Origin of the sequence: Nocardioides sp. Soil805, from assembly GCF_001429625.1 — a bacterium.
GTDB lineage: Bacteria > Actinomycetota > Actinomycetes > Propionibacteriales > Nocardioidaceae > Nocardioides.
The window spans coordinates 921,156-947,141 of the sequence record NZ_LMSU01000001.1 but is presented as its reverse complement, the minus strand read 5'-3'; the positions used below and the strand labels follow the sequence as shown (position 1 = coordinate 947,141).

Here is a 25,986-nt window from a genome sequence, read left to right as displayed (position 1 = left end):
ACGTGCCCGCGCCGCACCCCGAGCGCGGTGGCTAGGGTCGGCGTCGTGACCGACCAGCCGCGCGTCCTCGTCGTGGGTGCCGCCGTCGTCCGCGACGGCCGGGTGCTGGCGGCACGTCGTACGACGCCCGCGGCCGCCGCCGGCCGCTGGGAGTTCCCCGGCGGCAAGGTCGAGCCCGGCGAGGCTCCCGACGCCGCGCTGGTCCGCGAGGTCGCCGAGGAGCTGGGCTGCACGATCGAGGTGACCGCCTGGCTGTCGGGCGCGGCGCCGATCGGCGACACCCACGAGCTCCGAGTCGCCGTCGCCGTGCTCGTCGAAGGAGAGCCGGTCCCCACGGAGCACGACCGCGTGCGCTGGCTGCCGGCGAGCGCCCTCGACGACGTCGACTGGCTGGAGCCGGACCGGCCGTTCCTGGCGCCCCTGGCCGAGGCGATGGCCGACGCGATGGCCGGCATGACGGGCACGCGGACGGGGACGAGGCAGCCGTGAGGGCCATCTTCTTCGAGGAGGAAGACGCGCGCGCCGTCGCGGCGCGCCTGGGCGCCGACGGCTTCGAGGCGGACGTGACCCGCGAGCGGCTGGCGGGCGAGGACGACGACGAGGGGCACCCCTGGGCGGTGGTCTCCGACGCGCCGGACTTCCTGGTCGAGCTCCTCGTCGACGAGCACGACGGGTGGCTCGACCGCGAGGACACGGTCGCCGACGCGCCACCGCTGCCGCCCCTGGACCTGCCCGCCGCCCCCCGGCGGATCAAGCGACCCACCGGTGACTGACCCGGCGAAGGGTCCCGCGACCGGCCCCGAGACCGGTCCCGCGACCGGTCCCGCGACCGACGCGGCGGGTGTCCCGGCGGCGGACACCCCCCGCCCGCCGGTCGGGTCACTCCCGCTCGTCCCCGCCGCCGCCTTCGTGCTGGTGTGGTCGTCGGGCTACATCTCGGGGCCCTACGGCGTGCAGCACGTCGCGCCCTTCACGCTGCTCGCGCTGCGCTTCGCGCTCGCCGCCGCGATCGCGCTGGTGGTGGCGCGGCTGCTGCGCGGGCCGCTGCGCATCGACCGGACCGACCTGGCCCGGATCGCGCTGACCGGGCTGGCGATGAACGCGGTCCAGTTCGGCGCGATGTACCTCGCCTTCGACGCCGGCCTCGGCGCCACCCTCGCGTCGCTGCTGCACGCCCTGACGCCGGTGCTCACCGCCGTCCTGGCCGCCGTCCTGCTCAAGGAGCGGCTCTCGCTGCGGCAGGTCGTCGGCCTCGCCATCGGCGTCGGCGGGGTCGTGCTGGTCCTCGGTCCCGACATCGACAAGGCGGGCGGCCCGGTGGCCGTGGCTCTCGGCGTCTTCGGTGCGATCACCCTCAGCCTCGGCACGCTGGGCCAGCGCTGGATCGGGCACGCCCCCGACCCGTGGTGGTCGGCGGCCATCCAGTTCACGGTCTCGGTGCCGCCGCTGGCGCTGCTGGCGCTCGCGCTGGAGGGCACCCACGCGGTCGACGACCCGGTCCGCGGTGGGCTCACCGTGCTGTTCCTCGCCGTGGTCAACTCGATCATCGGCCTGCTGCTGCTCGGCAAGCTGGTGCGCGCCGGGGGAGCTGGCGCCGGGGCCTCGCTCTTCTTCCTGTCCCCGCCGGTCACCGCGGTGCTGGCTTGGCTGGTCCTGGGCGAGACCCTCGGTGCGCTCGAGCTGGTGGGCCTCGTGGTCGCCGTGGTCGGCGTCGCGCTGGGCACCGGCAGCATCTCGTGGGGGCGTCGAGGCGCCCCGCCTAGGGTGGAGCCATGACCCAACGAGCCGGCGCCGGGGCGCCTCCTCAGGACGGCGGCTTCGACCAGCGCCTGCTCCTCGTGCACGCGCACCCCGACGACGAGACGATCAACAACGGCGCCACCATGGCCAGGTACGTCCAGGAGGGGCGCGGCGTCACCGTCGTGACCTGCACCGCCGGCGAGATGGGCGAGGTGCTGGTCCCCGACCTCGAGCACCTGGCCTTCGAGAAGGACGGCGGGCTGGGCGAGCGCCGCAGGGGCGAGATCGCCGACGCGATGGCCGCCCTCGGCGTGACCGACCACCGCTGGCTGGGCGGCTTCGGCCGCTTCCACGACTCCGGGATGGCCTGGCACGAGGACGGCCACGCCGTCGCCGGCGAGTTCGTGCCCGACAACGCCTTCTGGAACGCCGACCTGCGCGAGGCCGCCGACGAGCTGGTGCGGATCATCCGCGACGTCCGCCCGCAGGTGCTGGTGACGTACGACGAGTTCGGCGGCTACGGCCACCCCGACCACATCCAGGCGCACCGCGTCGCGACGTACGCCACCGCGCTGGCGGCCGTCCCGGCCTACAAGCGCGACCTCGGCGAGGCCCACGACGTCGCCAAGGTCTACTGGTGCGCGATGAGCGAGAACCGGATGCGCGAGAGCCTGCGCCAGATGCGGGAGGCCGGCGACACCACCAGCTTCGAGGGCATGGACCCCGACGGCGACCTCGGCCCGTTCGTCACCGCCGACGACCTCATCTCGGCGCGCGTCGACGGCCAGGCCTTCGCCGCGCAGAAGATGAACGCCCTCAAGCTGCACCGCACGCAGGTCGACCCCGACGGCCCGTTCTTCGCCGGCGCCGAGTCCGGCCACGCGTTCTGGGGCGACGAGTACTACGTCCTGGCCAAGGGCGCCCGCGGCCCGGTGGGCGAGGACGGCTTCGAGGCCGACCTCTTCGCCGGGCTCTGAGCCGGTGTCCCTCGTCCTGAGGGGCGGGTGCGCGGCGGGGCTGCTCGTGGTGGGGGCCGCGAGCGGCCTGGCCGCCGTGCTGCTCCACCAGCACGGCTGGGGCCTGGCCCTGGGACTGGCGGCCGCGGTCGCCGTCGCGGCCGTCCTGCCGCGCGGCTGGTGGTCGCGCCTGGCCTTCATGCTCGGCTGGATGGGCGCCGTGGCCTACGCGACCGTGCCGCGCCCCGAGGGGGACTACCTGATCGCGGCCAACGCCTCCGGCTACGCGCTGCTGGGTGGCTCGTTCCTCGTGCTGCTGGTCGCGCTGGCCACCAGCGGGCCGGCCCGGGGCGCGCGCGAGGATCCCGGGGAATCACCGCACCCGACCTAGGATGCGGTGCGTGTCGTTCCTCTCCACCTCCGACGTCGAGGCCGCTCCCGGCTCCCCGGACAGGGCCGGCGGCAAGGTCGTGCTCTGGCTGCTGCTGGGTCTGCTGGTCGTCTTCGGCGGGTTGTACGTCGCGGCGCACTACGCCGCCGCCGACAAGGTGCCGCGCGGCACGACCGTGAGCGGCGTCAGCATCGGCGGGCACCCGCAGGCCGAGGCGGCCGACCGCCTCCAGGCCGGCCTCGCCGACCAGGTGAGCGCCCCGGTCGAGGCCACCGTCGACGGCACGCCGGTCAGCATCGAGCCCACCGAGGCCGGCCTGGCGGTCGACTACGAGGCGTCGGTCGCCGAGGCCGGCGGCGAGGAGAGCTGGGACCCGGTCCGGCTCTGGAACTACTTCACCGGCGGCGACGAACTCGACGCCGAGGTCACCGTCGACGAGGCCGCGCTGGCCGCCCTGGTCACCCGCCTCGACGCCGAGCACGGCCGCCCCGTGCGTGAGGGCACGCTCACCTTCGAGGCCGCCCGCTTCACCGAGACGACGCCGCGCACCGGTCGTTCGCTTGACGCGGCCGCCACCGGCGAGGCGCTGGCCGGGGCCTGGCTCGACGGCGGCACCGCCGAGCTCGAGCTCGTCGAGCAGCAGCCCGAGATCGATGCCGGGGACCTCGCCGAGGCCAGGGAGTCCTTCGCCAACGCCGCCGTGTCCGGTCCGGTGGCGCTGACCTTCGAGCAGTCGACCGTCCGCCTCCAGCCCGCCGACTACACGCCGGCGCTGACCATGGAACCGGTCGACGGCGAGCTCGTGCCGCGCCTGGACCGCGACGTCCTCACCGCGATGCTCGAGGGCAAGGTCGCCGTCGACGGCGCCCCGGTGGACGCGACGGTGGCCCTCGTCGGCGGCCGGCCGCAGGTCGTCCCGGCGAAGCCCGGCGTGACCTACGACCGCCAGCAGGTGCTCGACGGCTTCCTCGGGCTCGTGGCGGCCACCGGCGACCAGCGCACCCTGGCCGTCGACGCCGAGGTCGCCCGACCGGACTTCACCACCAAGGAGGCCCGAGCCCTCCAGGTGAAGGAGCAGGTCTCGAGCTTCACGACCTACTACCCCTACGCCGAGTACCGCAACGTCAACATCGGCCGGGCCGCGGAGCTCGTCGACGGCACCCTGCTGCGTCCGGGGGAGACCTTCAGCCTCAACGACACGGTCGGCGAGCGGACCCGCGAGAACGGCTTCACCGAGGGCTACATCATCTCCGACGGCATCCTGGTCAGCGACCTCGGCGGCGGCGTCTCGCAGATGGCGACCACGACCTTCAACGCGATGTTCTTCGCCGGCCTCGAGGACGTCGAGCACAAGCCGCACTCGTTCTACATCGACCGCTACCCGATCGGCCGCGAGGCCACCGTCGCGTGGGGTGCCGTCGACCTGCGCTTCCGCAACGACACGCCGTACGGCGTCCTCATCAGCGCCAAGGTCACCCCGGCCACGCTCACGACCAGCGGGGTGGTGACCGTGTCGATGTACTCCACGAAGTACTGGGACATCACCACCTCCACCGGCGAGCGGCACAACGTCACCCAGGCGAAGGTGCGCCGCGTCGACACCGTGCAGTGCCACGCCAACGAGGGCTACGGCGGCTTCGACATCGACGTGACGCGCTACTTCGAGCCGGTCGGGGCCAACACCGAGACCCGCGCTCCCGAGGTCTTCTCGACGACCTACACGCCCAGCGACACGGTGATCTGCACCAACCCGGACGCCGAGGACAACATCAGCTGACCTGCGCCCGTGCCTGCTCCGGGACGGGGCGAGCGCGCGCGGCCAGCACCACCACGGCCACGCCCGCGAGGGTCGCGGCGCTGCCCACGAGCACCGAGTGCGGGGCGTCGGTGAGCCGGCCGACGGCGATCCAGGCCAGGCCCCACGCGGCCGCGGCGGCGAAGGTCCAGCGCCGCCCGGTGCGAGTGAGCACGAGGGCGACCACGCCGACCACGACCACCAGCACGGCCACGGCGACCAGGTCGGCCAGTGGGGACGACGGGTCGACGCCCTCGGCCACCAGGGTGGCCGTGACGTTGGCGCACACGGCCACGCAGACCCAGCCGAGGTAGAGCCCGAAGGTCCCCTCGACGACCACTCGCTCGGCGAGCGCCGACGGCGCGCCGAGGTCGGCGAGGCGCTGCACCAGCAGGCCGAGCACCAGCACCAGGGCGAGGATCACGACCACGCTCGTCCACAGCCAGCCCTGCTGGGTGACCAGCAGCCAGGCGGCGTTGAGCGCCATGGAGGCCGCTGCCAGCCAGCCGGTGGCGCGCGCCCTCGGCGAGGTGGTGACCGACGGCAGCCACTGCCAGACCGTGTACGCCGCGAGGCCGGCGTACACGACCGACCAGATCGAGAAGGCCGGCCCCAGCGGCGCCAGCAACGTGGCGTCGGCCGCCAGCGCCCCGCCCGACGACTCCTCGACCCGGGTGCCGATCACGCCGACGCCCACCAGGGTCCCCACGACGCAGAAGACCTCGGCGAGCGTGACGACGACCTGGCGGGCCCGGTCGGCGCGGGTGGCTGACGTGGTGCGCTCCGCGATGCTCATGGCGCCATCCAACACGCCTCGCGGTGAGCCGGCCACGCAGCCGTCAGGGCGTGAGCCGGTGCAGGTCGCGCGGGAAGAGCGTGACCTCGCGGACGTTCGTCGCCTCCACCAGTCGGGCGACCCAGCGCTCCAGCCCGATCGCGAAGCCGCCGTGCGGCGGCATCCCGTGCCGGAAGGCCTGGAGGTACGCCGCGTAGTCGGCCGGGTCCTCGCCGCGCGCGCGGATCGCGGCGTCGTAGTCGCCCGGCCGGTGCAGCCGCTGACCCCCGGTGACCAGCTCGAGGCCCCGGAAGAGCAGGTCGAAGCTGTTCGACCAGCGGGGGTCGTCGGGCTGGGGGTGGGTGTAGAAGGGCCGCTTGGCCATCGGGTAGCCCTCGACCGCCAGGAAGTCCGACCCGTGCTCCTCCAGGGCCCACGCCCCGAGCGCGCGCTCGTGCTCGGGCGCCAGGTCCGGCTCGTCCGCGGGTGCCCCCACCAGCGCCAGCGCGTCGGCGAAGTGGATCACCGGGATCTCCGTCGGAACCTCCGGCACCCGCGCGCCCGTGCGCTCGACCGCGGCGGCGGCGTGCTCGCCGATGCCGGCGACCATCCCGGCGAGCACCTCCCGCAGCACCGCGAGCACGTCGCGGTGGTCGCGGATGAAGCCGAGCTCCACGTCGAGCGAGCGGTACTCCGCGAGGTGGCGCACCGTGTCGTGGGGCTCGGCACGGAAGACCGGCCCGACCTCGTAGACCCGCTCGAAGACGCCGACGAGCTGCTGCTTGTAGAACTGCGGGCTCTGGGCGAGGTACGCCGGGCGCCCGAAGTAGTCGACCGCGAAGACGTTCGCCCCCGACTCGGTGGCCGACTCCACGAACTTGGGAGTGGTGACCTCGGTGAAGCCGTGCGCGTCGAGGCTGGCGCGGAACCCCCGCAGCGACGCGGCCGCGAGCTCCCAGCGGGCCCGCTGGGCCGGGTGGCGCCACAGCACGGGCGCGTGGTCGAGCAGCGTCGGGAGCTGGACGTCGAGGTGCGGGCGCCACAGCTCGGCCGGCGGGGTCTCGGCCGGCTCGGTGAGCGACTCGACCACCGCGTCGGTGACCTCGACGCCGCCGGGGGCCTGGGCGTTGGCGGTGGCCGTGCCGGTCACCCGCACCGTCGTCTCCTCGGGCGGTACGACGCTCCCGGCCGGCAGCACGACCTGGGCCAGGCCGCTGCGGTCGCGGACGACGAGGAAGGTGACCTTCGCCAGCTCGCGGCGACGGTGGACCCACCCCTCCAGCGTCACCGGCGAGCCGGGCGCGAGGGTGGGCAGGGATGTGCAGAGCGTTCTCATGGCGACCTCCAGGTGGACTGGGCCCTGGAGGTGTGGGCGGGGGCTAGGTCGCGGTGCCACCACACCTTTGCCGGGTCGGCCCCGGCCTCTCGTCGGTGACGCCGGACGCGCGGACGGTCGCTGCGCTGCGGGTGTGCAGGGGAGGTGTCAGGTCCCGCGGCCGTCGGGGTGGATGCTAGGCCCGGCGGGGCTCCTGACGCACATCGGTTTCGCGCGAGCGGGGCGACCGGACGGTCACGGGGTAGCGGTCACCAGGTAGCGGTAGGTGTGGTGGGTGACGAAGCCCAGGCCCTCGTAGAGCCGCACCGCGCCCGGGTTGTCCGTCTCCACCTGGAGCATCGCGGTCCGCGCGCCCTGCGAGGCGGCCCAGTCGAGGAGCTCCGCGAGGACCCGCGTGGCCAGCCCCTGCCGGCGGTGGTCGGCGTCCACGGCGACGCCGTCGAGCACCACCCAGTCACCGTCCAGCGTCGCGCGACCGGTCGCCGTACCGTCCCCGAGCGCGACCACCAGCCGCCCGCCCTCCTCGCTGTCACGCGCTGTCACATCCGCTCCACCCCCGACCGGTGGGGTGCGGGGCTCGGGTGACGGCGCGTTGCAGGCGCGCAGGGCCTTCGCGACCCCCGCCACCTGGCAGTGCGCCGACCCGCTGCCGAGGTCGCGCCAGCCGAGGTCCAGCAGCCCGGACTCCTCCCCGGACCCGGCGACGGCCATCACCATCGGCTCCCGGTCCCGCTCGCGGTGCCAGGCCTGCACCGCGGCAGAGGCGTCCGCCAGGGGCAGCCCGGGGTCGCCCATCGCGAGCGCCGAGTTGGCGCGTCGCCGGAGCCGACCGTCGTACGCCGGGGCGCAGCGCAGGACCCACTCGCCCAGCGGCTCGGCGACCAGGTCGGGCCACAGCACGTGGGTGTGCAGCTCGACCTCGCGGGGGGAGTCGCGGTGGCGCACCGAGGGGCGGGGCGGCACCGGCTTGCCGGAGACGATGTCGGCCACCGGCACGGACACGGGACCGAGGTCCGCGTCGATGACGACGATGCCGTCGGGTCCGGTGGACCACGACCGGCAGATCCCGAGGACGTCGTTGAGGGCCGGCCCGCCCGTGGGCCCCGTCTCGCCGCGCACGACGTGCCGGACGACGACCCGCTGCCCGACGACGTGGGGTCCGAGCAGGTGCCTGCCCACGGTGTGGGGTTCCGGCGTCGAGGGCATGTCGGGATATTAGAGTGGTCACGTTCGCTCCATCCCTTGCCTCCAGGAGGACCCGGTGACCTACGTCATCGCCCAGCCGTGCGTCGACCTCAAGGACCGCGCGTGCGTCGACGAGTGCCCCGTCGACTGCATCTACGAGGGCAAGCGCATGCTCTACATCCACCCCGACGAGTGCGTCGACTGCGGTGCGTGCGAGCCGGTCTGCCCGGTCGAGGCGATCTTCTACGAGGACGACACCCCCGAGGAGTGGAAGGCCTACTACGAGGCCAACGTCCAGTTCTTCGACGACCTCGGCTCGCCCGGTGGCGCCGCCAAGATGGGCGAGATCGACAAGGACCACCCGCTCGTCGCCGCGCTGCCTCCCCAGGAGCACGACGAGTGACCTCGTTCCTTGGCTGAGGTACGAGCCCGGCGGTCCCCGGGAACCCGGGTCTCCGAGCGGCTCCCCGACTTCCCGTGGGACAAGCTGACGGCGTACGCCGCCCGCGCGCGGTCGCACCCTGACGGCATCGTCGACCTCTCGGTCGGCACCCCGGTCGACCCGACGCCCGCGGTGGTCCAGCGCGCGCTGGCCGACGCGGCCGACGCGCCGGGCTACCCGACGACGATCGGGCTCGAGGCCACCCGCCAGGCGGCGATCGACTGGCTGGGGCGGCGCTTCGGCGTCACGGGCCTCGGCCTCGACGCGGTGCTGCCGGTCATCGGCTCCAAGGAGCTGATCGGCTCGATGCCGGTCCACCTCGGCATCGGTGCCGGTGACCTCATCGCCTACCCGGAGCTGGCCTACCCGACGTACGAGGTCGGTGCGGCACTGGCGGGCGCCCGTGCCGTCGCCACCGACTCGCTCACCTCGCTCGGTCCCGAGGTGCCGCGTCTGCTGTGGCTCAACAGCCCGTCCAACCCCACCGGGCGGGTGCTGCCCGTCGCCCACCTGCGCAAGGTGGTGGAGTGGTGCCGCGAGCGCGGCACGATCCTGGTCTCCGACGAGTGCTACATCGAGATGGCGTGGGACGCCGCGCCCGACGCTGGGCCGGTCTCGGTGCTGCACCCCGACGTCTGCGGCGGCAGCCACGAGGGGATCCTCGCCGTCCACTCGCTGTCCAAGCGCTCCAACCTGGCCGGCTACCGCTGCGCGTTCGTCGCCGGCGACCCGGCCCTGGTCGGCGAGCTGCTGGCCGTCCGCAAGAACCTCGGGCTGCAGGTGCCCGGCCCGCAGCAGCGGGCGATGATCGCCGCGCTCGACGACGACGCCCACGTGGTCGAGCAGCACGCCCGCTACGCCGCCAGGCGGGCCAAGCTCCGCGAGGCCCTGCAGCGCGCCGGTTTCCGCATCGACCACTCGGAGGCGTCGCTCTACCTGTGGAGCACCCGCGACGAGGGCTGCTGGGAGACCGTGTCCGCGCTGGCCGACCAGGGGATCCTGGTCGCGCCCGGCGAGTTCTACGGTCCGGCCGGGCGGCGGCACGTCCGGGTGGCCTTCACCGCCACCGACGAGCGCATCGACGCGGCGGTCGCCCGCCTCGGCTGAGCCCCTCGCCCGAGTCCTACGAGGCGGGCGCCTGCTCCGCCACGGCGCTCTGCCGGCGCGGGCGCAGCATCGTGTGCAGGCCGGCGTCGGGCACCGCGGACGGGGCGGTGATCGGTCCCACCGTGGGGCGCTGTGCCCGATCGCGGTTCCGCGGGCTCGGTACGGCGACCGGACCCATCACGATCGGACCGGCGACGGGGGTGGCGTGCGACGGAGCCCACGGCGCCGGGTCCACGGTCGGAGGGGCGGCCGGGGCGGTCCGGGCGGCGTCCGGGTGCGCCCAGTCCGGGCGGCTCGGGGACGACGGCATCGGGTGCACGGTGGCCTCGTTCGGCGCCTCGACCTGGGCATGGGCCTCGAACTCGGCGGCCTGCCTGACCTGGACCGCACTGATGCTGTCCATGCGCAGGACCGACAGCACGTCGTCGTCCCCGTGCAGGACCAGGCCGTGGCCGTCGACCGCACTGACGTGGCCGTGCAGCCACTGTCCGGTGACGAGGACGTCCACGGTCACGTCCGAGCCCTGGGCCCGGGTGAGCGCCGTACCGATGGTGTAGATGGTCGATGTCCGCATGCCCGGACGCTAGGTCCGCGATCGGTCCCGTCGATCCGGGTCCGCACCCACGTACCCGATTTGGGGAGGGTGGATCAGACCGCCCGGTCCGACGGCGCAGCCGGCATGGGGTGCGCCCGCCCGCTCGGCATCGGCTCGGTGGCCTCGTCGTGCCTGCCCGCCTCCACCTCCGGCCGTCCCTCGAAGGCCGCGGCCTGGCGCACCCGCACCGCGTCGATGCTCTGCATGCGGATGATGGCGAGCTCGTCACCGTCACCGTGCAGCACGACGCCGTGGCCGTCGAGGGCGCTCACGTGCCCGTGGATCCACTGGCCCGTGACGAGCAGGTCGACGGCCACCTCGGCGTCCTGGGCGCGGCTCAGGGCCGTGCCGATCGTGTAGAGCGTCGAGGTGAAGCTCGCCATGTCAGGTCCCTCGGGTAGCCGGCCCGAGCACCGGGTTGCGCCATGGTAGGTCCGATGCGGGCCCGATGTGGTCGTTCCGTGAAGGGGGCGACGGGGCGGCCGCACCGGGCGCCGGCAGCCCGGGGCGCCCCGCGGCCGGCGCGGCGTCGTCCGGGCTCAGTCCGCGACGTCGACGTGCACGTGGTCGCGGTGCTCGAGGATCGCCCGGTCCCCCCGCGAGGAGGACGGCACGTCGTAGTCACGCCAGCCGTCGTCGCTGCGCGAGCCGGCCTTCCAGATGCGGTCGTCGAAGATGACCGTCTCGATGTCCAGCCGGTCGGCCTGCGCGACGAGGTAGTGCGCGAGCGCCCAGCCCCGCTTGGTGTTGGCCGGGCTGATCGGGCGCACGAACACGTCGACGGCCCGGCCCTCGTAGTGCGCGGAGCCCTCCATGTGGCCCGTCGAGACGCCCTCCGGGGCGAAGCCGCCGAGGGAGAGCGGTCCGAACGCTGCCTCGAGGTCCTCGCGCACGGTGGCCGCGCGGCGTACGAGGCCGGACCCGTCCAGCCGGTCCGGGTCCTCGTCCGAGTCGCCCGCGGTGTCGCACCAGAAGGCCGCCTCGTGGTTGCCGGTGAGGGCGGAGGCCAGCGCGCGTCCGTCGGCCTCGTGGTCGGCGTAGGCGTCCGGGAAGGCCGAGCGCTGCACCGCCTGCGCGGCCACGGTGATCTCCATCGCCTCGTAGCCGTCGATCTTCACCAGCGCGTCGTAGAAGGCGTTGATCGAGTGCATCGGGTCGAGGATCTGCTCGACCGTGCCCCAGCCCTGCGAGGGACGCTGCTGGAACAGGCCCACCGAGTCGCGGTCGCCGTGCTCGATGTTGAGCAGGTCCGACTCCTGGTACGCCGTGGCGAGGGCGATGCTGGCGGCGCGCGCCGGGAGGCCCCGCTGCACGGAGACGGCCGTGATGAGGGCGGCGTTCTCCGCCTGCTCCAGCGACAGGTCGACGACGAGGTCGTCGACCTCCGCCGTGCATCCGTGGGAGTCGAAGAGCGAGCCGCCGCCGTCACGGTCGACCAGGACGCCGACCCCGACGACGACGAGGACCACGGCCAGGCCGATGACGACGGCCCTGCCGAGCCGGGTCATGCGCTAGTCGTTGGCGTGGAGCGCGGTGTTGAGGGCGATGCCCACGCGCTTCCACGGCACGGCCTCGACGGCCCCGGTGACCGAGTTGCGGCGGAAGAGCACGTTGCTGGCGCCGGAGAGCTCGAGGGCCTTGACGACCTTCCCCTCGTCGGCGGGCAGCGTCACCTTGGTGCCGGCGGTGACGTAGCAGCCGGCCTCCACGACGCAGTCGTCGCCGAGGGAGATGCCGATGCCGGCGTTGGCGCCCAGCAGGCAACGCTCGCCGATGGAGACGACCTCCTTGCCGCCCCCCGACAGCGTGCCCATGATCGAGGAGCCGCCCCCGACGTCCGAGCCGTCGCCGACCAGGACACCGGCCGAGATGCGCCCCTCGACCATCGAGGCGCCGAGGGTGCCGGCGTTGAAGTTGACGAAGCCCTCGTGCATCACGGTGGTGCCGCTGGCCAGGTGGGCGCCGAGGCGGACCCGGTCGGCGTCGGCGATCCGGACCCCGGAGGGCAGCACGTAGTCGACCATCCGGGGGAACTTGTCCACCCCGTGCACGGTGACGTGGTGGCCCTCGCGCTGGAGTCGGGCGCGGGTGAGCTCGAAGCCCTCGACGGCGCACGGCCCGGCGCTGGTCCACACGACGTTGGTGAGCAGGCCGAAGACGCCGTCCATGGAGATCTCGTGGGGGCGGACGAGCCGGGCCGACAGCAGGTGCAGGCGCAGCCACACGTCCTCGGTGCTCGCCGGAGCGGCGCCGAGGTCGGCGATCTCGACGACCCGCAGCTCGCGTCGTACGCCGCGGGCCTCGTCGGGTCCGGCGAGCGCCACCAGGCCGTCGGGGACGTCCTGGCCGTCCCGCTCGCCCAGCGCGGGGGAGGGAAACCACACGTCGAGGACGTGGTCGGCGGGGTCGAGGGTCACCAGGCCGTGGCCCCAGGCGGGGCGGGCAGCGGAGTCAGTCACGGCGGCAAGACTACGGAGTGCGTCGAAGGGCCACCGACCGGTCCTGCCGTCCCTACGGTCCGGTCCAGCCGTCCCTACGGTCCGCTCTGCCGCCTCTACTGCCCGGTCCTGCCGCCTCTACTGCCCGGTCCTGCCGTCCAGGCACTCCCGGAGCAGGTCCGCGTGGCCGCAGTGCCGGGCGTACTCCTCGATCATGTGCACCACCACGTCGCGCACCTCGATCTCGTCGCCGTGCACGTCGACGAGGGCGTCGAGGTCGGTGCGCTCCAGCACCTCGCGGGCGTGCGCGACCTCCTCGCGCAGCAGCGCGAAGGACGCGTCCACCAGCTCCTGCGTCGGCTCGCCGAACGCGAAGCCGCCGTCCTCGTCCTGGAAGTGCCGCTCGAGGTCGTGCTGTCCCTCCAGGATCCGGCGGAACCACGACTGCTCGACCCGGGCGAAGTGCCGCACCATGCCGAGCAGCGACATCCGCGACGGCGGGACCGACCGGGTGCCCAGCTGTTCGGGGGTCAGCCCCTCGCACTTCAGCTCCAGTGTCGCGCGGTAGTGCTCGAGGTACTCCACGAGGACGGCGCGCTCCCCGCGGGCGGGCGTCTCGTTCATCCGCGGGTCCTGGTCCTGGGGCAGCCACATGCCGTTGAAGCCGATCTCGGTCATGGACCCCACCCAATCGGCTTGGCGGGGACCGGGGCAACCGCATAGCGTCCCGCCACATGTCGAGCGGCGAGCTGGTGGTGGTGACCGGACCCCCTGCGGTCGGCAAGATGACCGTCGGCCGGGCGATCTGCGCCGCCTCCGACTTCCGGCTCTTCCACAACCACCACACCATCGAGCCGCTCGCCGAGACCTTCGGCTTCGACTCGCCCGCCTTCGAGCTGCTCAAGGACGAGTTCCGGCGGCGGGTGATCGAGGAGGCAGCGCGCTCCGGCCTGCGCCTCGTCTTCACCTTCGTCTGGCCGGTCGACGTCGAGGCCGACGCGGACACGGTCCGGGCCCTGCTGGCGCCGTACGCCGAGCGCGGCCTGCCGGTCTCCTTCGTCGAGCTGTACGCCGACCTGGAGACGCGGCTGGTCCGCAACACCGGGTCGGACCGCATCGCCGCCAAGCCGTCCAAGGCCGACCTCGCCTGGTCCGACGCGCACGTGCGGGAGGCCGATGTGCGCCACCGGATGAACACCGACCCGGACGGGCCGAGCGCCGCCGACGCGGTGTATGCCGCACACCGGCACCTGCGCCTCGACAACTCCGGCCTCGTGCCCGAGGAGACTGCTCGCCGCGTCCTGGCGTGGCTGGCGCTCCGGTCGAGCGAGCCTGCGACTGCCGCCGACCGCAACTGATTCGCGCGCCCCGCGCCCCGCGCCGTACGATCGCCGCACAGGCGTCTGAGCCGTCATCAGCGGCGAGCCTCCGGAAGAACGGCCGTCGCGCACCGGCGACGAGCCCACTAGACCCGGACGGGTGGCCCGTCACAGCCGACAACGAGCGGCACCGCCGGGAGGCGGCGCAAGCGAGGTGGTACCGCGGTCAGTCGATCGTCCTCGTGGCATCAGCCCGAGCTGTACGACGACCACCGCAGGAGTCACCGATGACCTACCCCAAGGTCTCCCACACGTCCTCCACCACCGTCCCGAGCGCGCCGACGTTCCCGGCGATCGAGGAGGCCGTGCTGGCCTACTGGGACGCCGACGACACCTTCGCCGCGAGCGTCGAGCAGCGTGATGCCGGCACCGACGGCGACAACGAGTTCGTCTTCTACGACGGCCCGCCCTTCGCCAACGGCCTGCCGCACTACGGCCACCTGCTCACCGGCTACGTCAAGGACCTCATCCCGCGCTACCAGACGATGCGCGGACGTCGCGTCGAGCGCCGCTTCGGCTGGGACACCCACGGCCTGCCCGCCGAGCTCGAGGCGATGCGCCAGCTCGGCCTCAAGACCACCGACGAGATCCACGAGCTCGGCATCGAGAAGTTCAACGCCGCCTGCCGCGAGTCCGTCCTGAAGTACACCGGCGAGTGGCGCGACTACGTGACCCGCCAGGCCCGCTGGGTCGACTTCGACCACGACTACAAGACCATGAACCCCGACTTCATGGAGTCGGTCATGTGGGCCTTCAAGCAGCTCCACGACAAGGGCCTGGTCTACGAGGGCTTCCGCGTCCTGCCCTACTGCTGGAACGACGAGACCCCGTTGTCCAACCACGAGCTGCGCATGGACGACGAGGTCTACCAGATGCGGCAGGACCCGGCCGTCACGGTCGGGTACGACATCGTCACCGACGGCGACCTGTTCGGCACCAAGGTGCTCGTCTGGACGACGACCCCGTGGACCCTGCCGTCCAACCTCGCCGTCATGGTCGGCGAGGACATCGACTACGTCGTCGTGCAGTCCGCTGCGCCCACCGGCAGTCCGGAGCGCTACCTCATCGCCGAGGCGCGCCTGGCGTCGTACAAGCGCGAGCTCTACCCCGACACCGACGAGCCCACGATCATCGGTCGTCACAAGGGCGCCGACCTCGTCGGTCTGGAGTACGCCCCCCCATTCAGCTACTACGCCGGCCACGAGCGCGCCTTCCGCCTCGTGCCCGCCGAGTTCGTCACCACGACCGACGGCACCGGGCTGGTGCACACCGCCGGCGCCTTCGGTGAGGACGACAAGGTCGTCACCGACCGCGAGGGCATCGAGGCGGTCATGCCGGTCGGCAAGGACGGGCGCTTCACCTTCCCGGTCACCGACTACGAGGGGATGCTCGTCTTCGACGCCAACCTCCACGTGATCGAGCACCTCAAGGCCGCGACGAAGGGCGAAGGGGAGACCGGCTCGGTCACGCCCGGCACGGTGCTGCTGCGCCGCGAGACCTACGACCACTCCTACCCGCACTGCTGGCGCTGCCGCGAGCCCCTGATCTACAAGGGCGTCTCGTCGTGGTTCGTCGAGGTGACCGCGGTCAAGGACCGCCTGATGGAGCTCAACCAGCAGATCCGCTGGGTGCCCGAGCACATCAAGGACGGCTCCTTCGGCAAGTGGCTGGAGAACGCCCGCGACTGGTCGATCACCCGCAACCGCTTCTGGGGCAGCCCGGTGCCGGTGTGGAAGTCCGACTCCGAGGAGTACCCGCGCCTCGACGTCTACGGCAGCTTCGAGGAGATCGAGCGTGACTTCGGCACCCTGCCCCGCAACGCCGACGGCGAGCCCGACCTGCACCGCCCGTTCGTCGACGAGCTGACCCGGCCCAACCCCGACGACCCGACCGGACGCTCGACGATGCGCCGCGTCACCGACGTGCTCGACGTGTGGTTCGACTCCGGCTCGATGTCGTTCGCGCAGGTGCACTACCCGTTCGAGAACAAGGACTGGTTCGTCGGCGCCGAAGATGCCGACGGCGTTCGCCGCGGCGGGCACTTCCCGGGCGACTTCATCGTCGAGTACATCGGCCAGACGCGCGGCTGGTTCTACACGATGCACGTCCTCGCCGGCGCGATCTTCGACCGCCCCGCGTTCGAGACGTGCGTCAGCCACGGCATCGTGCTCGGCAACGACGGGCAGAAGATGTCCAAGTCGCTGCGCAACTACCCCGACGTGCGCGAGGTGTTCGACCGCGACGGCGCCGACGCGATGCGCTGGTTCCTCATGTCGAGCCCGATCCTGCGCGGCGGCAACCTCGTCGTCACCGAGCAGGGCATCCGCGACTCGGTGCGGCAGGTGCTCATCCCGCTGTGGAACAGCTGGTACTTCTTCAGCCTGTACGCCAACACGGCCGGCGACGGGCAGGGCCACGACGCCCGCCCCCGCACCGACAGCACCGACCCGATGGACCGCTACATCCTGGCCAAGCTGCGCGAGTACGTCGCCGCGATGACCCGCCAGCTCGACGACTACGAGGTCGCCAACGCGTGCGACTCGACCCGGTCGTTCCTCGACGTCCTCACCAACTGGTACATCCGGCGCTCGCGCGAGCGCTTCTGGGACGAGGACGCGGACGCGTTCGACACCCTCTACACCGTGCTGGAGACCGTCTGCCGGGTCACCGCGCCGCTGATGCCGCTGACCTCCGAGGAGATCTGGCGCGGCCTCACCGGTGGACGCTCGGTGCACCTCACCGACTGGCCTCTGGTGGAGGACCTGCCGGCGGACCACGACCTGGTCGTCTCCATGGACGCCGTGCGTGACGTCTGCTCGGCCGGCTCCGCGCTGCGCAAGGCCGCAGGACTGCGCAACCGGCTCCCGCTGTCGCGGCTGACGGTCGTGGCCGACGCCGACCTGACCGGCTTCGAGTCGCTGGTCGCCGACGAGCTCAACCTCAAGGCGGTCGACGTGCTGGCCGCGGACGCGCCCGAGGCGGCGTCGTACGGCGTCTCCCAGAAGCTGACCGTCAACGCCCGTGCCGCCGGTCCGCGGCTCGGCAAGGACGTCCAGCACGCCATCAAGGGCTCGAAGACGGGCGACTGGTCGGTCGCCGAGGACGGCACGGTCGTCGCCGGCGGGCTCGCGCTGGTGGAGGGGGAGTACTCCCTGGACACCGTCGCCGGCGCCGCGGACGACTCCACCGCGGTCGGCATGCTGCCGCGGGGCGGCTTCGTCGTCCTCGACACGGCGGTGACCCCAGAGCTCGAGGCCGAGGGCACCGCTCGCGACCTGGTCCGAGCGGTCCAGCAGGCCCGCAAGGACGCGGGCCTCCAGGTCAGCGACCGGATCGCCCTGTCGGTCTCCGGCCCCGCCGAGGTGGTCGCCGCGGCCCGCACCCACGAGGCGCTGCTCGTCGAGGAGACGCTGGCCACCAGCGTGGCGTACGACGAGGCGCCCGAGGTCGCGGTCTCGGTCACCCGCGCCTGACACGTCGGAGGCAGCGGTGCGAGAGCGACGTTCCCGGACCCCGGGGACGTGGCTCCCGCACCTCCTCGGCGACCGGCTGGTTGAATCGGCCCATGCCACTTGACCTCTCGGCCGACGTCGTCACCCTGACCCAGCAGCTCGTCGACATCGAGTCGGTCTCCCACCACGAGCAGGAGATCGCCGACGCCGTCGAGGCGGTGCTGCGCGCGCTCCCGCACCTCACCGTCACCCGCCGGGGCCACACCCTGGTCGCGCGCACCGAGCTGGGCCGTGGTGAGCGGGTGGTCGTCGCGGGCCACATCGACACCGTGCCGCTCAACGACAACCTGCCGTCGCGGCTCGAGGACGGCATCCTGCACGGGCTGGGGACCTGCGACATGAAGGGCGGCGACGCGGTGATGCTCAAGCTCTCCGCAGACCTCACCGATCCCAACCGCGACCTCACCTTCATCTTCTACGAGGCCGAGGAGGTCGACTCGGTCCACAACGGCCTGCGCAAGCTGACCGAGAGCGACCCCGACCTGCTGGAGGCCGACTTCGCGATCCTCATGGAGCCCAGCAACGCGGCCGTCGAGGCCGGCTGCCAGGGCACGCTGCGGGTCGACGTACGCACCACGGGCGAGCGCGCACACTCCGCCCGCAGCTGGAAGGGCGTCAACGCCATCCACAAGGCGGCGCCGATCCTGGCCCGGCTCAACGAGTACGTCGCCCGCCGGCCCGAGATCGACGGCCTGACCTATCACGAGGGGCTCAACGCCACCGGCATCCGCGGCGGCGTCGCCGGCAACGTGGTCCCCGACGAGTGCGTCGTCGAGGTCAACTTCCGCTTCGCGCCCGACCGGAGCGAGGAGGACGCGGAGGCCTTCGTCCGGGACTTCTTCGAGGGCTTCGAGGTCACCGTCACCGACATGGCGGCCGGCGCCATGCCGGGCCTGGACCGGCCCGCGGCCAAGGCCTTCGTCGACGTGGTGGGCGGGGACGTCGCCCCCAAGTTCGGCTGGACCGACGTCGCCCAGTTCACCAAGCTCGGCATCCCGGCGGTCAACTTCGGACCCGGCGACCCGATGTTCGCCCACAAGCAGGACGAGCACGTGCCCGTCGAGCACATCGAGCGCTGCGAGCGGGTGCTGCGGGCCTGGCTCACCGACGGCTCGGACCAGGGGGACGTGTCGTGAAGGACCGGATGAAGGGCCCCGTCCTGGAGCGGCGCGGGCAGGTCGAGACGGGCACCACCGACCAGCGGCTGCTCGACTCGCGTGGTCCCAGCGACTGGGTGCACACCGACCCCTGGCGCGTGATGCGTATCCAGGCCGAGTTCATCGAGGGCTTCGGAGCGCTGGCCGAGATCGGACCGGCGATCGGGGTCTTCGGCTCCGCGCGGACCAAGCCCGACGCGCACGACTACGGCGTCGCCGAGCAGGTCGGTCGCCGGCTGGCGCAGGAGGGTTTCGCCGTCATCACGGGCGGGGGCCCGGGGGCGATGGAGGCCGCCAACAAGGGCGCCAGCGAGGCAGGCGGAGCGAGCGTGGGGCTCGGCATCGAGCTGCCCTTCGAGGCCGGCCTCAACCAGTGGGTCGACAAGGGCATCAACTTCCGCTACTTCTTCGCCCGCAAGACGATGTTCGTCAAGTACGCCCAGGGCTTCGTCGTGCTGCCCGGCGGGCTGGGGACCTTCGACGAGCTCTTCGAGGCGCTCACCCTCGTCCAGACCCAGAAGGTCACCTCGTTCCCCATCGTCCTGATGGGCGTCGAGTACTGGAGCGGCCTGATCGCCTGGCTGCGCGACACCGTGCTCGCCGAGGGCAAGATCAACGCCGAGGACCTCGACATGCTCACCCTCACCGACGACGTCGAGGAGGCCGTCGCCATGATGGTCGCGGCGCGTGGCGACGACGTGCCCACGCCGTCGGCCGAACGACCGGAGTGACGCGATGACGTGGTTCTTCGCGATCCTCATCGTGCTGGCCATGGGGGGAGTGGCGGTGGTCGCGTCCGGACGCGGGGGATCACTGCCCGAGGAGTACGACGACCGTCCCGACGTCCGCGTCCCGGCGACCGGGCCCCTCAGCGGTGACGACATCCGCGGCGTGCGCTTCTCGCTGGGCCTGCGGGGCTACCGGATGTCGGAGGTGGACACGCTGCTCGAGCGCCTCGCCGCGCAGCTGGACGAGCGCCGCGGCGAGCACCCCGACCAGGGCCCCGACGAGCGTCCCGGCCACAGCTCTGGTCAGGCCACCGCGCGTGGCGACGGCGACCCCGTCTAGGGCACACTGCGCGGATGTCCACCGAGATCCTCGTCTACGTCCTGACGCCGCTGGCCGCGGTCGTCGTGGTGTTGACCCGGCTGCGACTGGCCCGGGGCGACGCCACCGCCGGGCACTCCCAGATCAGCTCGCGCCTGCTGCTGCTGCACACCGTCGCGGGCTCGGCCGCCCTGGTGCTGTGGGTGGTCTTCCTGGCGTTCCCCGAGGACTCGTTCCTCGGTGGCTCGGTAATCGGGATCGTCGCCCTCGGGTTCTTCTGGGTGACCGCGATCGCCGGGCTGCTGATCCTGATGCGGTGGCTGCCCACCCGCGGCAAGCACGCCGGGGACAAGGCCACGGACAGCTGGAGCAAGGGGCCGGGGCTCTCGGTCCTCGCCCACGTGGGGATGCTCGTCGGGGTCGTCGTCTTCACGTTCGCCTACCTCACCTCCGCAGTGTGAAGCGGCTGCTCGCGCTCGCCCTGGCCGGCGTGCTCGTCGGCGCTCCCGCGACCACGACCACCTCCGGCGCCGCCCCTGCGACTGCCGTCGCTGCCCCCTCAGCCGTCGACCGGCCGGCCGCCGTGGTCGAGCACCGCGTCATCGGCCGCTCGGTGCAGGGCCGGCCCCTGCACGCCTGGCGCCTCGGCGAGCCCGGCGAGCGCCGGGTCGTGCTGCTCTCCACGATGCACGGCAACGAGCCGCACACGCGGCAGATCCTCACCAGCCTGCGCGACGGCAGGCCGATCCGCGGGATCGACCTGTGGGTCGTGCCGGTCGTCAACCCCGACGGCCTGGCCCGGCACAGCCGGCGCAACGCCCACGGGGTCGACCTCAACCGCAACTTCCCCCACGACTGGGTGGACCTGGACGGCAGCTACGAGTCAGGACCGCGTCCGGGCAGCGAGCCCGAGACCCGCGCGGTGATGGCGTTCCTGCGCCAGGTCCGCCCGCGGCGGGTGCTGAGCTTCCACCAGCCGCTCGACGGCGTCGACACCGACACCAAGGACCCGCGCTTCGCCCGCCGACTGGCCCGGGCGCTGCGGCTGCCGACGACCACCCTGGACTGCGGCGGGCTGTGCCACGGCACCATGACGAGCTGGTACAACGCCCGCTTCGCCGGCGCCGCGCTCACCATCGAGTACGCCGCCCGCCCGCCCCGGCACCGCATGGTCGTCGAGGCGCCGCGGCAGCTGCTCGACGTCCTCGGCGCCCGTCGTACCCGACCGGGCACTTCCTGACCGCTGGGGACCGTCGACCGGGCACTTCCTGAGCGGGCGCTTCCTGACCGCTGGGGACGGCCGACCGGGCACTTCCTGACAGCTGGGCACCGCCGACCGGGCACGTCCTGGCCATTCGTCTCAGGTGGCTGCGACACGGAAGTGCCCGCTCGCCGCGGTCTAGGTGACAGGAAGTGCCCGCTCGGCAGTGTGGTGCGGCCAGGAAGTGCCCGGTCGGCAGTGTGGTGCGGCCAGGAAGTGCCCGGTCGGCAGGGCTGTGGTGACAGGAAGCGCCCGCTCGGCGCGGTCCAGGTGACAGGAAGCGCCCGGTCGGCGTCAGCGGCCGTGGAAGGTGGGCTTCTCCTTGGCCATGAACGCGTCGACGGCGGCGAGGTGGTCCTCGGTGCCGCCGGTGAGGGCCATCTTGTCGGCCTCGAAGGCCAACGACTCGGCGAAGGAGTGCGAGGAGGAGTGCTCGACGGCCTGCCGGATGGAGCCGTACGCCACGGTCGGCCCCGCGGCCAGCCGCGTCGCCAGGTCGCGCACGGTCGAGGCGAGGTCGGCGGCCGGCACGACCTGCGTGGCCAGCCCGAGCTCCAGCGCCTCCGCGGCCGGCAGGGTGCGCGGGAAGTAGAGCAGCTCCATCGCCGTGCCCCGCCCGACCAGGCGCGGCAGGGTCCAGCTCGCCCCGGTGTCGCAGGACAGCGCCACGCCGGCGAAGGAGGTGTTGAAGGCGGCCGAGTCGGCCAGCACCCGGAAGTCGGCGGCGAAGGCAAGGCTGGCGCCGGCGCCGGCGGCCACGCCGTTGACCGCGGCGACGACCGGCTTGGCCATCGTGGCCAGGGCGAGCACGGTCGGGTTGTAGTGGCGCTCGACGGTGTCCGACAGCGGCACGCTGGCGTCGCCGCGCAGGCCGGCGAGGTGCTCCTTGAGGTCCTGGCCCACGCAGAACGCCCGGCCGCTGCCGGTGAGCACGACGCAGCGCACCTCCGCGTCCTCGGCGACCCGCAGCACGGTCTCGAGGAGCAGGTCCTTGGTGGCCACGTCGAGGCCGTTCATCGCGTCGGGGCGGTTGAGGGTGATCGTGGCGACGCCGGCATCGACGTCGAGCAGCACGGGATCGGTCGAGGTCATGGGCGCAGTCTGCCCGATCAGGCGGGGGAGAGGGTGCGGGCCACGAAGGCCTCCGAGGCCGTCGCCAGCCGGTCGGCCTCCCGCCGGAAGTAGTCGCTGGCCCGACGCCCGGCCCAGTCGTCGGGGAGCAGCTGGTCCGGGAGACCCGGATCGGTGAAGAGGAACTTGCGCCACTCGTGCACCAGGTGGAAGCGGGCCGCGAAGGCCGCCTCGTCGGGGTCGGGGTGCGCGTCGAGGTGGGCCTCGACGGAGGAGGAGGCGGCGTCGAGCCACGCGGCGTACTCCGTCCCGATCGCGTCGAGGTCCCAGGCACGCGTGGGCGAGTCGAAGGGGTCGAAGTCCAGGGCCCGGGCGGTCGTCGCGGTGGCCCCGGCGCGCCCGAGCGTCTCGACGAGGTCGGCGCGGACCCACGGGCTCACCCACACCCGGTCGTCGAGGGCGGCGTAGCCGAGGTAGGGGAGGTCGCGGAGCACGGCCGCGCGGACGGCGCGGGAGGGGAAGGGGTCGAGGAGCAGCAGCTGCCAGCACCCGTCCCAGTGGTCGTCGCGGCGCCGGTAGATGCGGTCGGCCGCCTCCTCCAGGCGACGGATCGCCTGCGGGGTGGCGGCGTACCCGCGGTGTCCCTCCACCGTGGCTGGCTCGAGCCAGCCCTGGGACACCATCCGCGAGATGGCGGTGCGGACCGCAGGCGCAGCGATGCCGATCGGGTCGAGGAGACGCACCAGGTCGGCCACGGCGGCTCGGTGCCCGCGCGTGCGCAGGTGGTCGCCGTAGACGTCGAAGAGGGCGGACCGCGCGTGCATGCTCGGGAGTCTGCCAGCCCCTGTGGTGCCCATCACCCACGACATGAGGGATAATGGAGTCCGTACGACTTCGTCGGGGTGGCCGAGCTGCCTCGATTTCGCATGTGGAGCCACGCGGCCCACTGAGCTGAATCAGGAAGAGGGTTGCGCCGATGGCCGCCATGAAGCCCAGGACTGGGGACGGACCGCTCGAGGTCACCAAGGAAGGCCGCGGCATCGTCATGCGCGTCCCGCTCGAGGGCGGTGGACGCCTGGTGGTCGAGCTCAACGCCGACGAGGCCGGCGCCCTCGGGGACGCCCTCAAGGACGTCGTCGGCTGATCGTGGCCGCGACCCCCCAGCTCCCCTCCCAGGTCTCACCCCCGGAGTTCGCCCTCAGCTCGGCCCTGCCGCACCAGATCGGCGGCGGTGAGGTCTGGGCGTTCCCGGTCCTCCCGGGCGAGGACGGCGACGTCGTCCTCGGTCCCGGCGCCGACGAGGCGTCCGAGCTGCTGGGGGTCGACCTGCTCGAGCTCCTCGCGTCGGCCCGCGCCACCGGGCGCACCGGCGAGGTGACCACCGTCCCGGTCGTCTCCGACGCGGTCACGACCGTCCTCCTCGTGGGGCTCGGCGACCAGGCCGTCACCGACTTCCGCCGGGCCGGTGCCACGGTCGCGCGGGCGGCCAAGGACCGCGCCAGCGTCGTCACCTCGATCACCGCGATCGCTCCCGAGGGCGCGCTGGCGGCCTTCGTGGTCGGCGCGACGCTCGGTTCCTTCGCCTTCCACTGGCGCTCGTCCGGACCGTCCGAGCAGCCCGTACGACGCATCGTGCTTGCCGGGGTCGACGACCACGACGGCGCGTACGACGACGAGCTGGCCCGCGCGATCGCGCTCGGCGGCGCCGGCTGGCGCTCGCGGATGCTGGCCACCGTGCCGGCCAACCTCAAGAGCCCCGCCTGGCTGGCCGAGCAGGCGGAGGAGTTCGCGGCCGAGGCCGGCCTCGACGTGACCGTCTGGGACGAGCACGCGCTGGCGGCCGACGGCTTCGGCGGCATCCTCGCCGTCGGTGGCGGCTCGGTCTCCCCGCCGCGACTCATCCGCCTCGACTACACCCCGCCCCGCGCCGGCAAGGGCACCCCCACGGTGGTGCTGGTCGGCAAGGGCATCACCTTCGACTCCGGTGGGCTCGACATCAAGCCCGCCGAGAGCATGCTCTCGATGAAGCGCGACATGTCCGGCGGCGCAGCGGTGCTCGCCACCATGGCCGCACTGGCCGACGTCGGCTGCCCTGTGCGGGTGGTCGGCCTCGTGCCGGTCGCCGAGAACGCCATCAGCGGGTCCGCGATGCGTCCCGGCGACGTGATCACGCACTACGGCGGTCGCACCAGCGAGGTCAACAACACCGACGCCGAGGGCCGGCTTGTGATGGCCGATGCCCTGGCCTACGCCGTCGCCGAGGTGCGCCCCGACGTCCTGGTCGACATCGCCACCCTCACCGGGGCGATGAAGGTCGCGCTCGGACAGGGGACCGGCGGCTACTTCGCCAACGACGAGGGCATCTCGACCGCCCTCGCCGCAGCGGCCGAGGAGTCCGGCGAGCTGCTGTGGCGGATGCCCCTGGTGGCCGACTACGAGGAGAAGGTCAGCTCGCGGGTCGCCGACGGCGACAACGCCGCGGGAGGGGCCGGCGCCATCACGGCCGCCCTCTACCTCCAGCACTTCACCGGCGACGTGCCGTGGGCGCACATCGACTTCGCGTCGATCGCCGAGGCGCCGGCCGAGCGCTACGAGTGGACCGCCGGCCCGACCGGCTTCGGGCCGCGCCTGCTGCTCACCTGGCTGGGGTCGGAGTCCCCGCTCGAGGGCATCGGTCGATGAGGGGGCTCACCGTCCGGTGGTCGCTCGCCGACGCCCCGGAGGGCGTCGAGGAGCAGCTGGCGTCGTACGTCGCCGAGACCTCGCACGCCCGCTTCACAGGCATGGCCGGACTGGGCTTCAAGACCTGGCGGATGCGCCGCGGAGAGTGGTTCGAGGGCTCGTACGTCTTCGGCTCCGACGAGGCACGCGCGGAGTTCCAGCGCACCTTCGAGGAAGGGGCCGCCGACGCCCCGGGATCACGGATCATCGGCAGCCCGCCGGTCCTCGTCGAGGCGTGCGACGTCGTCGCGATCGCCGAGGGCTGGGACGGCTTCACCGCGACGCCCCACGCCTGAGACGCCCGGGTCCCGACGGCCGCCGCCGCCGGGCAGGGCTCAGGCCTCCGGGGACCAGACCTTCTTGGCGCAGAGCAGCCCGTCGCCGACCGGCAGCAGCACCGGGACCAGGGAGGCGTGCTCGGCGACCGTGCGGCCGAGGTCGCGGATCGCGACCGTCTCCTCGTCACGCTGGGCGGGGTCGGCCACCCGGTCGTGCCACAGGGCGTTGTCGAAGGCCACCACGCCGCCGGGACGCAGCAGTCGCAGCGCCTCGGTGAGGTACTCGCCGTACTCGCGCTTGTCCCCGTCGCAGAAGACCAGGTCGTAGTGGCCGTCGGTGAGGCGGGGCAGCACGTCGAGCCCGGCGCCGGCGATGGTGCGCGCCCGGTTGGCCGGGACGCCCGCCTCGCCGAACGACTCCTTGGCCAGCCGCTGGTGCTCGGCCTCGATGTCCACGGTGGTCAGGACGCCGTCGGCGCGCATGCCGCGGAGCAGCCAGAGGCCCGAGACGCCGGTGCCCGTGCCGATCTCCACGACCGCGCGCGCGTCGAGGACGGAGGCCAGGAAGCGCAGCGCGGCCCCCGCGCCCGGGCTGACGGGGGAGACCCCGACCTCCTCGGCGCGCGAGCGGGCGGAGGCGAGCACCTCGTCCTCGGCGACGAACGCCTCGGAGTAGGTCCAGCTGGCGGGCTTGATCGGGGTGGTGATGGTGGCCTCCTGGGTCGGACACGCACGGCAGCCGGGTCGCTGCTGCGCATCGAGTGGCGCGACTCTATCGCGCGGGAACACCGGACCCGGCT

Annotated in this window: 29 protein-coding genes; 18 read left to right on the top strand and 11 right to left on the bottom strand. The window is 73.1% G+C overall.

Features of this window, described 5'->3' with window-relative positions; translation table 11 throughout:
• Window positions 1-45: 45 nt before the first annotated feature.
• From ASG94_RS04735 to ASG94_RS04710, 6 genes are read left to right on the top strand one after another with little or no spacing between them, the layout of a single operon-like run.
• Window positions 46-489: a (deoxy)nucleoside triphosphate pyrophosphohydrolase gene (locus ASG94_RS04735; RefSeq protein ID WP_056925212.1), complete on the top strand. Its 444-nt coding sequence runs from the start codon at window positions 46-48 to the stop codon at window positions 487-489.
• Entirely contained in the window at window positions 486-773 is a 288-nt protein-coding gene (locus tag ASG94_RS04730) for a hypothetical protein (RefSeq protein ID WP_056925211.1), read from the top strand. The genes ASG94_RS04735 and ASG94_RS04730 overlap by 4 nt, the downstream gene beginning before the upstream one ends.
• Complete coding sequence (locus ASG94_RS04725) at window positions 766-1,776, top strand: DMT family transporter (RefSeq protein ID WP_056925210.1); 1,011 nt, start codon at window positions 766-768, stop codon at window positions 1,774-1,776. Before ASG94_RS04730 ends, ASG94_RS04725 begins: the two co-directional genes overlap by 8 nt.
• Window positions 1,773-2,717 carry an N-acetyl-1-D-myo-inositol-2-amino-2-deoxy-alpha-D-glucopyranoside deacetylase gene (gene mshB, locus ASG94_RS04720; RefSeq protein WP_056925209.1) on the top strand — a complete coding sequence of 315 codons (945 nt, stop codon included), beginning with the start codon at window positions 1,773-1,775 and terminating at the stop codon, window positions 2,715-2,717. The genes ASG94_RS04725 and mshB overlap by 4 nt, the downstream gene beginning before the upstream one ends.
• Before the next feature lie 4 nt (window positions 2,718-2,721).
• On the top strand, window positions 2,722-3,087 hold the full coding sequence (locus tag ASG94_RS04715; RefSeq protein WP_056925208.1) for a hypothetical protein: 366 nt from the start codon (window positions 2,722-2,724) through the stop codon (window positions 3,085-3,087).
• A gap of 10 nt (window positions 3,088-3,097) precedes the next feature.
• Window positions 3,098-4,864: a VanW family protein gene (locus tag ASG94_RS04710; protein WP_156411420.1), complete on the top strand. Its 1,767-nt coding sequence runs from the start codon at window positions 3,098-3,100 to the stop codon at window positions 4,862-4,864.
• Here ASG94_RS04710 and ASG94_RS04705 read toward each other — a convergent pair.
• From ASG94_RS04705 to ASG94_RS04695, 3 genes are all read right to left on the bottom strand, one after another.
• Window positions 4,857-5,678 carry a hypothetical protein gene (locus tag ASG94_RS04705; RefSeq protein WP_056925206.1) on the bottom strand — a complete coding sequence of 274 codons (822 nt, stop codon included), beginning with the start codon at window positions 5,676-5,678 and terminating at the stop codon, window positions 4,857-4,859. The two genes, ASG94_RS04710 and ASG94_RS04705, sit on opposite strands and share 8 nt — an antisense overlap.
• Before the next feature lie 43 nt (window positions 5,679-5,721).
• Window positions 5,722-6,993: an aspartate--tRNA(Asn) ligase gene (gene aspS / locus ASG94_RS04700; RefSeq protein ID WP_056925205.1), complete on the bottom strand. Its 1,272-nt coding sequence runs from the start codon at window positions 6,991-6,993 to the stop codon at window positions 5,722-5,724.
• Between the two features lie 234 nt (window positions 6,994-7,227).
• Window positions 7,228-8,199, bottom strand: a complete 972-nt coding sequence (locus ASG94_RS04695) for a GNAT family N-acetyltransferase (RefSeq protein ID WP_056925204.1) — start codon at window positions 8,197-8,199, stop codon at window positions 7,228-7,230.
• Window positions 8,200-8,254: 55 nt separating this feature from the next.
• Here ASG94_RS04695 and fdxA point away from each other — a divergent pair, with 55 nt between their 5' ends.
• Together fdxA and dapC are read left to right on the top strand one after the other, a co-directional pair.
• Window positions 8,255-8,581: a ferredoxin gene (gene fdxA, locus ASG94_RS04690; RefSeq protein WP_056925203.1), complete on the top strand. Its 327-nt coding sequence runs from the start codon at window positions 8,255-8,257 to the stop codon at window positions 8,579-8,581.
• A 9-nt stretch (window positions 8,582-8,590) separates the two neighbouring features.
• Window positions 8,591-9,727 carry a succinyldiaminopimelate transaminase gene (gene dapC / locus ASG94_RS04685; RefSeq protein ID WP_056925202.1) on the top strand — a complete coding sequence of 379 codons (1,137 nt, stop codon included), beginning with the start codon at window positions 8,591-8,593 and terminating at the stop codon, window positions 9,725-9,727.
• Window positions 9,728-9,743: 16 nt separating this feature from the next.
• Here the strand turns inward: dapC and ASG94_RS04680 are convergent, their stop codons facing one another.
• The 5 genes from ASG94_RS04680 to ASG94_RS04660 form a co-directional block, all read right to left on the bottom strand.
• Entirely contained in the window at window positions 9,744-10,301 is a 558-nt protein-coding gene (locus ASG94_RS04680) for a hypothetical protein (RefSeq protein ID WP_056925201.1), read from the bottom strand.
• A 74-nt stretch (window positions 10,302-10,375) separates the two neighbouring features.
• Window positions 10,376-10,705 carry a hypothetical protein gene (locus ASG94_RS04675; protein ID WP_056925200.1) on the bottom strand — a complete coding sequence of 110 codons (330 nt, stop codon included), beginning with the start codon at window positions 10,703-10,705 and terminating at the stop codon, window positions 10,376-10,378.
• 156 nt (window positions 10,706-10,861) lie between these two features.
• A complete protein-coding gene (locus tag ASG94_RS04670) occupies window positions 10,862-11,830 on the bottom strand; it encodes a hypothetical protein (RefSeq protein ID WP_056925199.1) in 969 nt (322 codons plus the stop codon).
• A gap of 3 nt (window positions 11,831-11,833) precedes the next feature.
• Window positions 11,834-12,781: a 2,3,4,5-tetrahydropyridine-2,6-dicarboxylate N-succinyltransferase gene (dapD, locus tag ASG94_RS04665; RefSeq protein WP_082623926.1), complete on the bottom strand. Its 948-nt coding sequence runs from the start codon at window positions 12,779-12,781 to the stop codon at window positions 11,834-11,836.
• Window positions 12,782-12,898: 117 nt separating this feature from the next.
• Entirely contained in the window at window positions 12,899-13,438 is a 540-nt protein-coding gene (locus tag ASG94_RS04660) for a DinB family protein (RefSeq protein WP_200958016.1), read from the bottom strand.
• Window positions 13,439-13,494: 56 nt separating this feature from the next.
• Here ASG94_RS04660 and ASG94_RS04655 point away from each other — a divergent pair, with 56 nt between their 5' ends.
• The 7 genes from ASG94_RS04655 to ASG94_RS04625 all read left to right on the top strand — a co-directional run bounded on the left by ASG94_RS04655 (window position 13,495) and on the right by ASG94_RS04625 (window position 21,095).
• Window positions 13,495-14,118: a hypothetical protein gene (locus ASG94_RS04655; RefSeq protein WP_056925198.1), complete on the top strand. Its 624-nt coding sequence runs from the start codon at window positions 13,495-13,497 to the stop codon at window positions 14,116-14,118.
• A 248-nt stretch (window positions 14,119-14,366) separates the two neighbouring features.
• Window positions 14,367-17,612, top strand: a complete 3,246-nt coding sequence (ileS, locus tag ASG94_RS04650; RefSeq protein ID WP_056925197.1) for an isoleucine--tRNA ligase — start codon at window positions 14,367-14,369, stop codon at window positions 17,610-17,612.
• A gap of 92 nt (window positions 17,613-17,704) precedes the next feature.
• Window positions 17,705-18,787, top strand: coding sequence for a succinyl-diaminopimelate desuccinylase (dapE, locus tag ASG94_RS04645; protein ID WP_056925196.1), 1,083 nt, complete (start codon window positions 17,705-17,707; stop codon window positions 18,785-18,787).
• Between the two features lie 8 nt (window positions 18,788-18,795).
• Complete coding sequence (locus ASG94_RS04640; RefSeq protein ID WP_056926293.1) at window positions 18,796-19,539, top strand: TIGR00730 family Rossman fold protein; 744 nt, start codon at window positions 18,796-18,798, stop codon at window positions 19,537-19,539.
• Window positions 19,540-19,543: 4 nt separating this feature from the next.
• Window positions 19,544-19,876, top strand: a complete 333-nt coding sequence (locus ASG94_RS04635; RefSeq protein WP_056925195.1) for a DivIVA domain-containing protein — start codon at window positions 19,544-19,546, stop codon at window positions 19,874-19,876.
• Window positions 19,877-19,890: 14 nt separating this feature from the next.
• Window positions 19,891-20,316, top strand: a complete 426-nt coding sequence (locus ASG94_RS04630; RefSeq protein WP_056925194.1) for a hypothetical protein — start codon at window positions 19,891-19,893, stop codon at window positions 20,314-20,316.
• Complete coding sequence (locus tag ASG94_RS04625; RefSeq protein ID WP_056925193.1) at window positions 20,313-21,095, top strand: M14 family zinc carboxypeptidase; 783 nt, start codon at window positions 20,313-20,315, stop codon at window positions 21,093-21,095. Before ASG94_RS04630 ends, ASG94_RS04625 begins: the two co-directional genes overlap by 4 nt.
• A 315-nt stretch (window positions 21,096-21,410) precedes the next feature.
• Here ASG94_RS04625 and ASG94_RS04620 read toward each other — a convergent pair whose 3' ends face one another.
• Entirely contained in the window at window positions 21,411-22,208 is a 798-nt protein-coding gene (locus ASG94_RS04620; RefSeq protein ID WP_056925192.1) for an enoyl-CoA hydratase/isomerase family protein, read from the bottom strand.
• Between the two features lie 17 nt (window positions 22,209-22,225).
• Window positions 22,226-23,011, bottom strand: coding sequence for a PaaX family transcriptional regulator (locus tag ASG94_RS04615; protein WP_082623924.1), 786 nt, complete (start codon window positions 23,009-23,011; stop codon window positions 22,226-22,228).
• 152 nt (window positions 23,012-23,163) lie between these two features.
• On the opposite strand from ASG94_RS04615, the gene ASG94_RS21245 reads away from it, so the two are divergent.
• From ASG94_RS21245 to ASG94_RS04605, 3 genes are read left to right on the top strand one after another with little or no spacing between them, the layout of a single operon-like run.
• Entirely contained in the window at window positions 23,164-23,331 is a 168-nt protein-coding gene (locus ASG94_RS21245; protein WP_082599809.1) for a DUF3117 domain-containing protein, read from the top strand.
• Between the two features lie 2 nt (window positions 23,332-23,333).
• Window positions 23,334-24,869 carry a leucyl aminopeptidase gene (locus ASG94_RS04610; RefSeq protein ID WP_235537129.1) on the top strand — a complete coding sequence of 512 codons (1,536 nt, stop codon included), beginning with the start codon at window positions 23,334-23,336 and terminating at the stop codon, window positions 24,867-24,869.
• Window positions 24,866-25,204 (top strand): hypothetical protein, encoded by a 339-nt coding sequence (locus tag ASG94_RS04605; RefSeq protein ID WP_056925190.1) that lies wholly within the window; start codon window positions 24,866-24,868, stop codon window positions 25,202-25,204. Before ASG94_RS04610 ends, ASG94_RS04605 begins: the two co-directional genes overlap by 4 nt.
• A gap of 39 nt (window positions 25,205-25,243) precedes the next feature.
• Here ASG94_RS04605 and ASG94_RS04600 read toward each other — a convergent pair whose 3' ends face one another.
• Complete coding sequence (locus ASG94_RS04600; RefSeq protein WP_442938480.1) at window positions 25,244-25,882, bottom strand: O-methyltransferase; 639 nt, start codon at window positions 25,880-25,882, stop codon at window positions 25,244-25,246.
• Window positions 25,883-25,986: the final 104 nt, after the last annotated feature.

What these genes read in the sequence shown, in the direction of transcription:
- ASG94_RS04705 (WP_056925206.1), bottom strand. Translation starts at nt 5,678, where the DNA reads ATGAGCATCGCGGAGCGCACCACGTCAGCCACCCGCGCCGACCGGGCC.
- aspS (WP_056925205.1), bottom strand. Translation starts at nt 6,993, where the DNA reads ATGAGAACGCTCTGCACATCCCTGCCCACCCTCGCGCCCGGCTCGCCG.
- dapE (WP_056925196.1), top strand. Translation starts at nt 17,705, where the DNA reads ATGCCACTTGACCTCTCGGCCGACGTCGTCACCCTGACCCAGCAGCTC.
- ASG94_RS04640 (WP_056926293.1), top strand. Translation starts at nt 18,796, where the DNA reads ATGAAGGGCCCCGTCCTGGAGCGGCGCGGGCAGGTCGAGACGGGCACC.
- ileS (WP_056925197.1), top strand. Translation starts at nt 14,367, where the DNA reads ATGACCTACCCCAAGGTCTCCCACACGTCCTCCACCACCGTCCCGAGC.
- ASG94_RS04635 (WP_056925195.1), top strand. Translation starts at nt 19,544, where the DNA reads ATGACGTGGTTCTTCGCGATCCTCATCGTGCTGGCCATGGGGGGAGTG.
- ASG94_RS04670 (WP_056925199.1), bottom strand. Translation starts at nt 11,830, where the DNA reads ATGACCCGGCTCGGCAGGGCCGTCGTCATCGGCCTGGCCGTGGTCCTC.
- ASG94_RS04695 (WP_056925204.1), bottom strand. Translation starts at nt 8,199, where the DNA reads ATGCCCTCGACGCCGGAACCCCACACCGTGGGCAGGCACCTGCTCGGA.
- ASG94_RS04655 (WP_056925198.1), top strand. Translation starts at nt 13,495, where the DNA reads ATGTCGAGCGGCGAGCTGGTGGTGGTGACCGGACCCCCTGCGGTCGGC.
- mshB (WP_056925209.1), top strand. Translation starts at nt 1,773, where the DNA reads ATGACCCAACGAGCCGGCGCCGGGGCGCCTCCTCAGGACGGCGGCTTC.
- ASG94_RS04620 (WP_056925192.1), bottom strand. Translation starts at nt 22,208, where the DNA reads ATGACCTCGACCGATCCCGTGCTGCTCGACGTCGATGCCGGCGTCGCC.
- ASG94_RS04660 (WP_200958016.1), bottom strand. Translation starts at nt 13,438, where the DNA reads ATGACCGAGATCGGCTTCAACGGCATGTGGCTGCCCCAGGACCAGGAC.
- ASG94_RS04680 (WP_056925201.1), bottom strand. Translation starts at nt 10,301, where the DNA reads ATGCGGACATCGACCATCTACACCATCGGTACGGCGCTCACCCGGGCC.
- ASG94_RS04675 (WP_056925200.1), bottom strand. Translation starts at nt 10,705, where the DNA reads ATGGCGAGCTTCACCTCGACGCTCTACACGATCGGCACGGCCCTGAGC.
- ASG94_RS04615 (WP_082623924.1), bottom strand. Translation starts at nt 23,011, where the DNA reads ATGCACGCGCGGTCCGCCCTCTTCGACGTCTACGGCGACCACCTGCGC.
- ASG94_RS04630 (WP_056925194.1), top strand. Translation starts at nt 19,891, where the DNA reads ATGTCCACCGAGATCCTCGTCTACGTCCTGACGCCGCTGGCCGCGGTC.
- ASG94_RS04605 (WP_056925190.1), top strand. Translation starts at nt 24,866, where the DNA reads ATGAGGGGGCTCACCGTCCGGTGGTCGCTCGCCGACGCCCCGGAGGGC.
- ASG94_RS21245 (WP_082599809.1), top strand. Translation starts at nt 23,164, where the DNA reads ATGGCCGCCATGAAGCCCAGGACTGGGGACGGACCGCTCGAGGTCACC.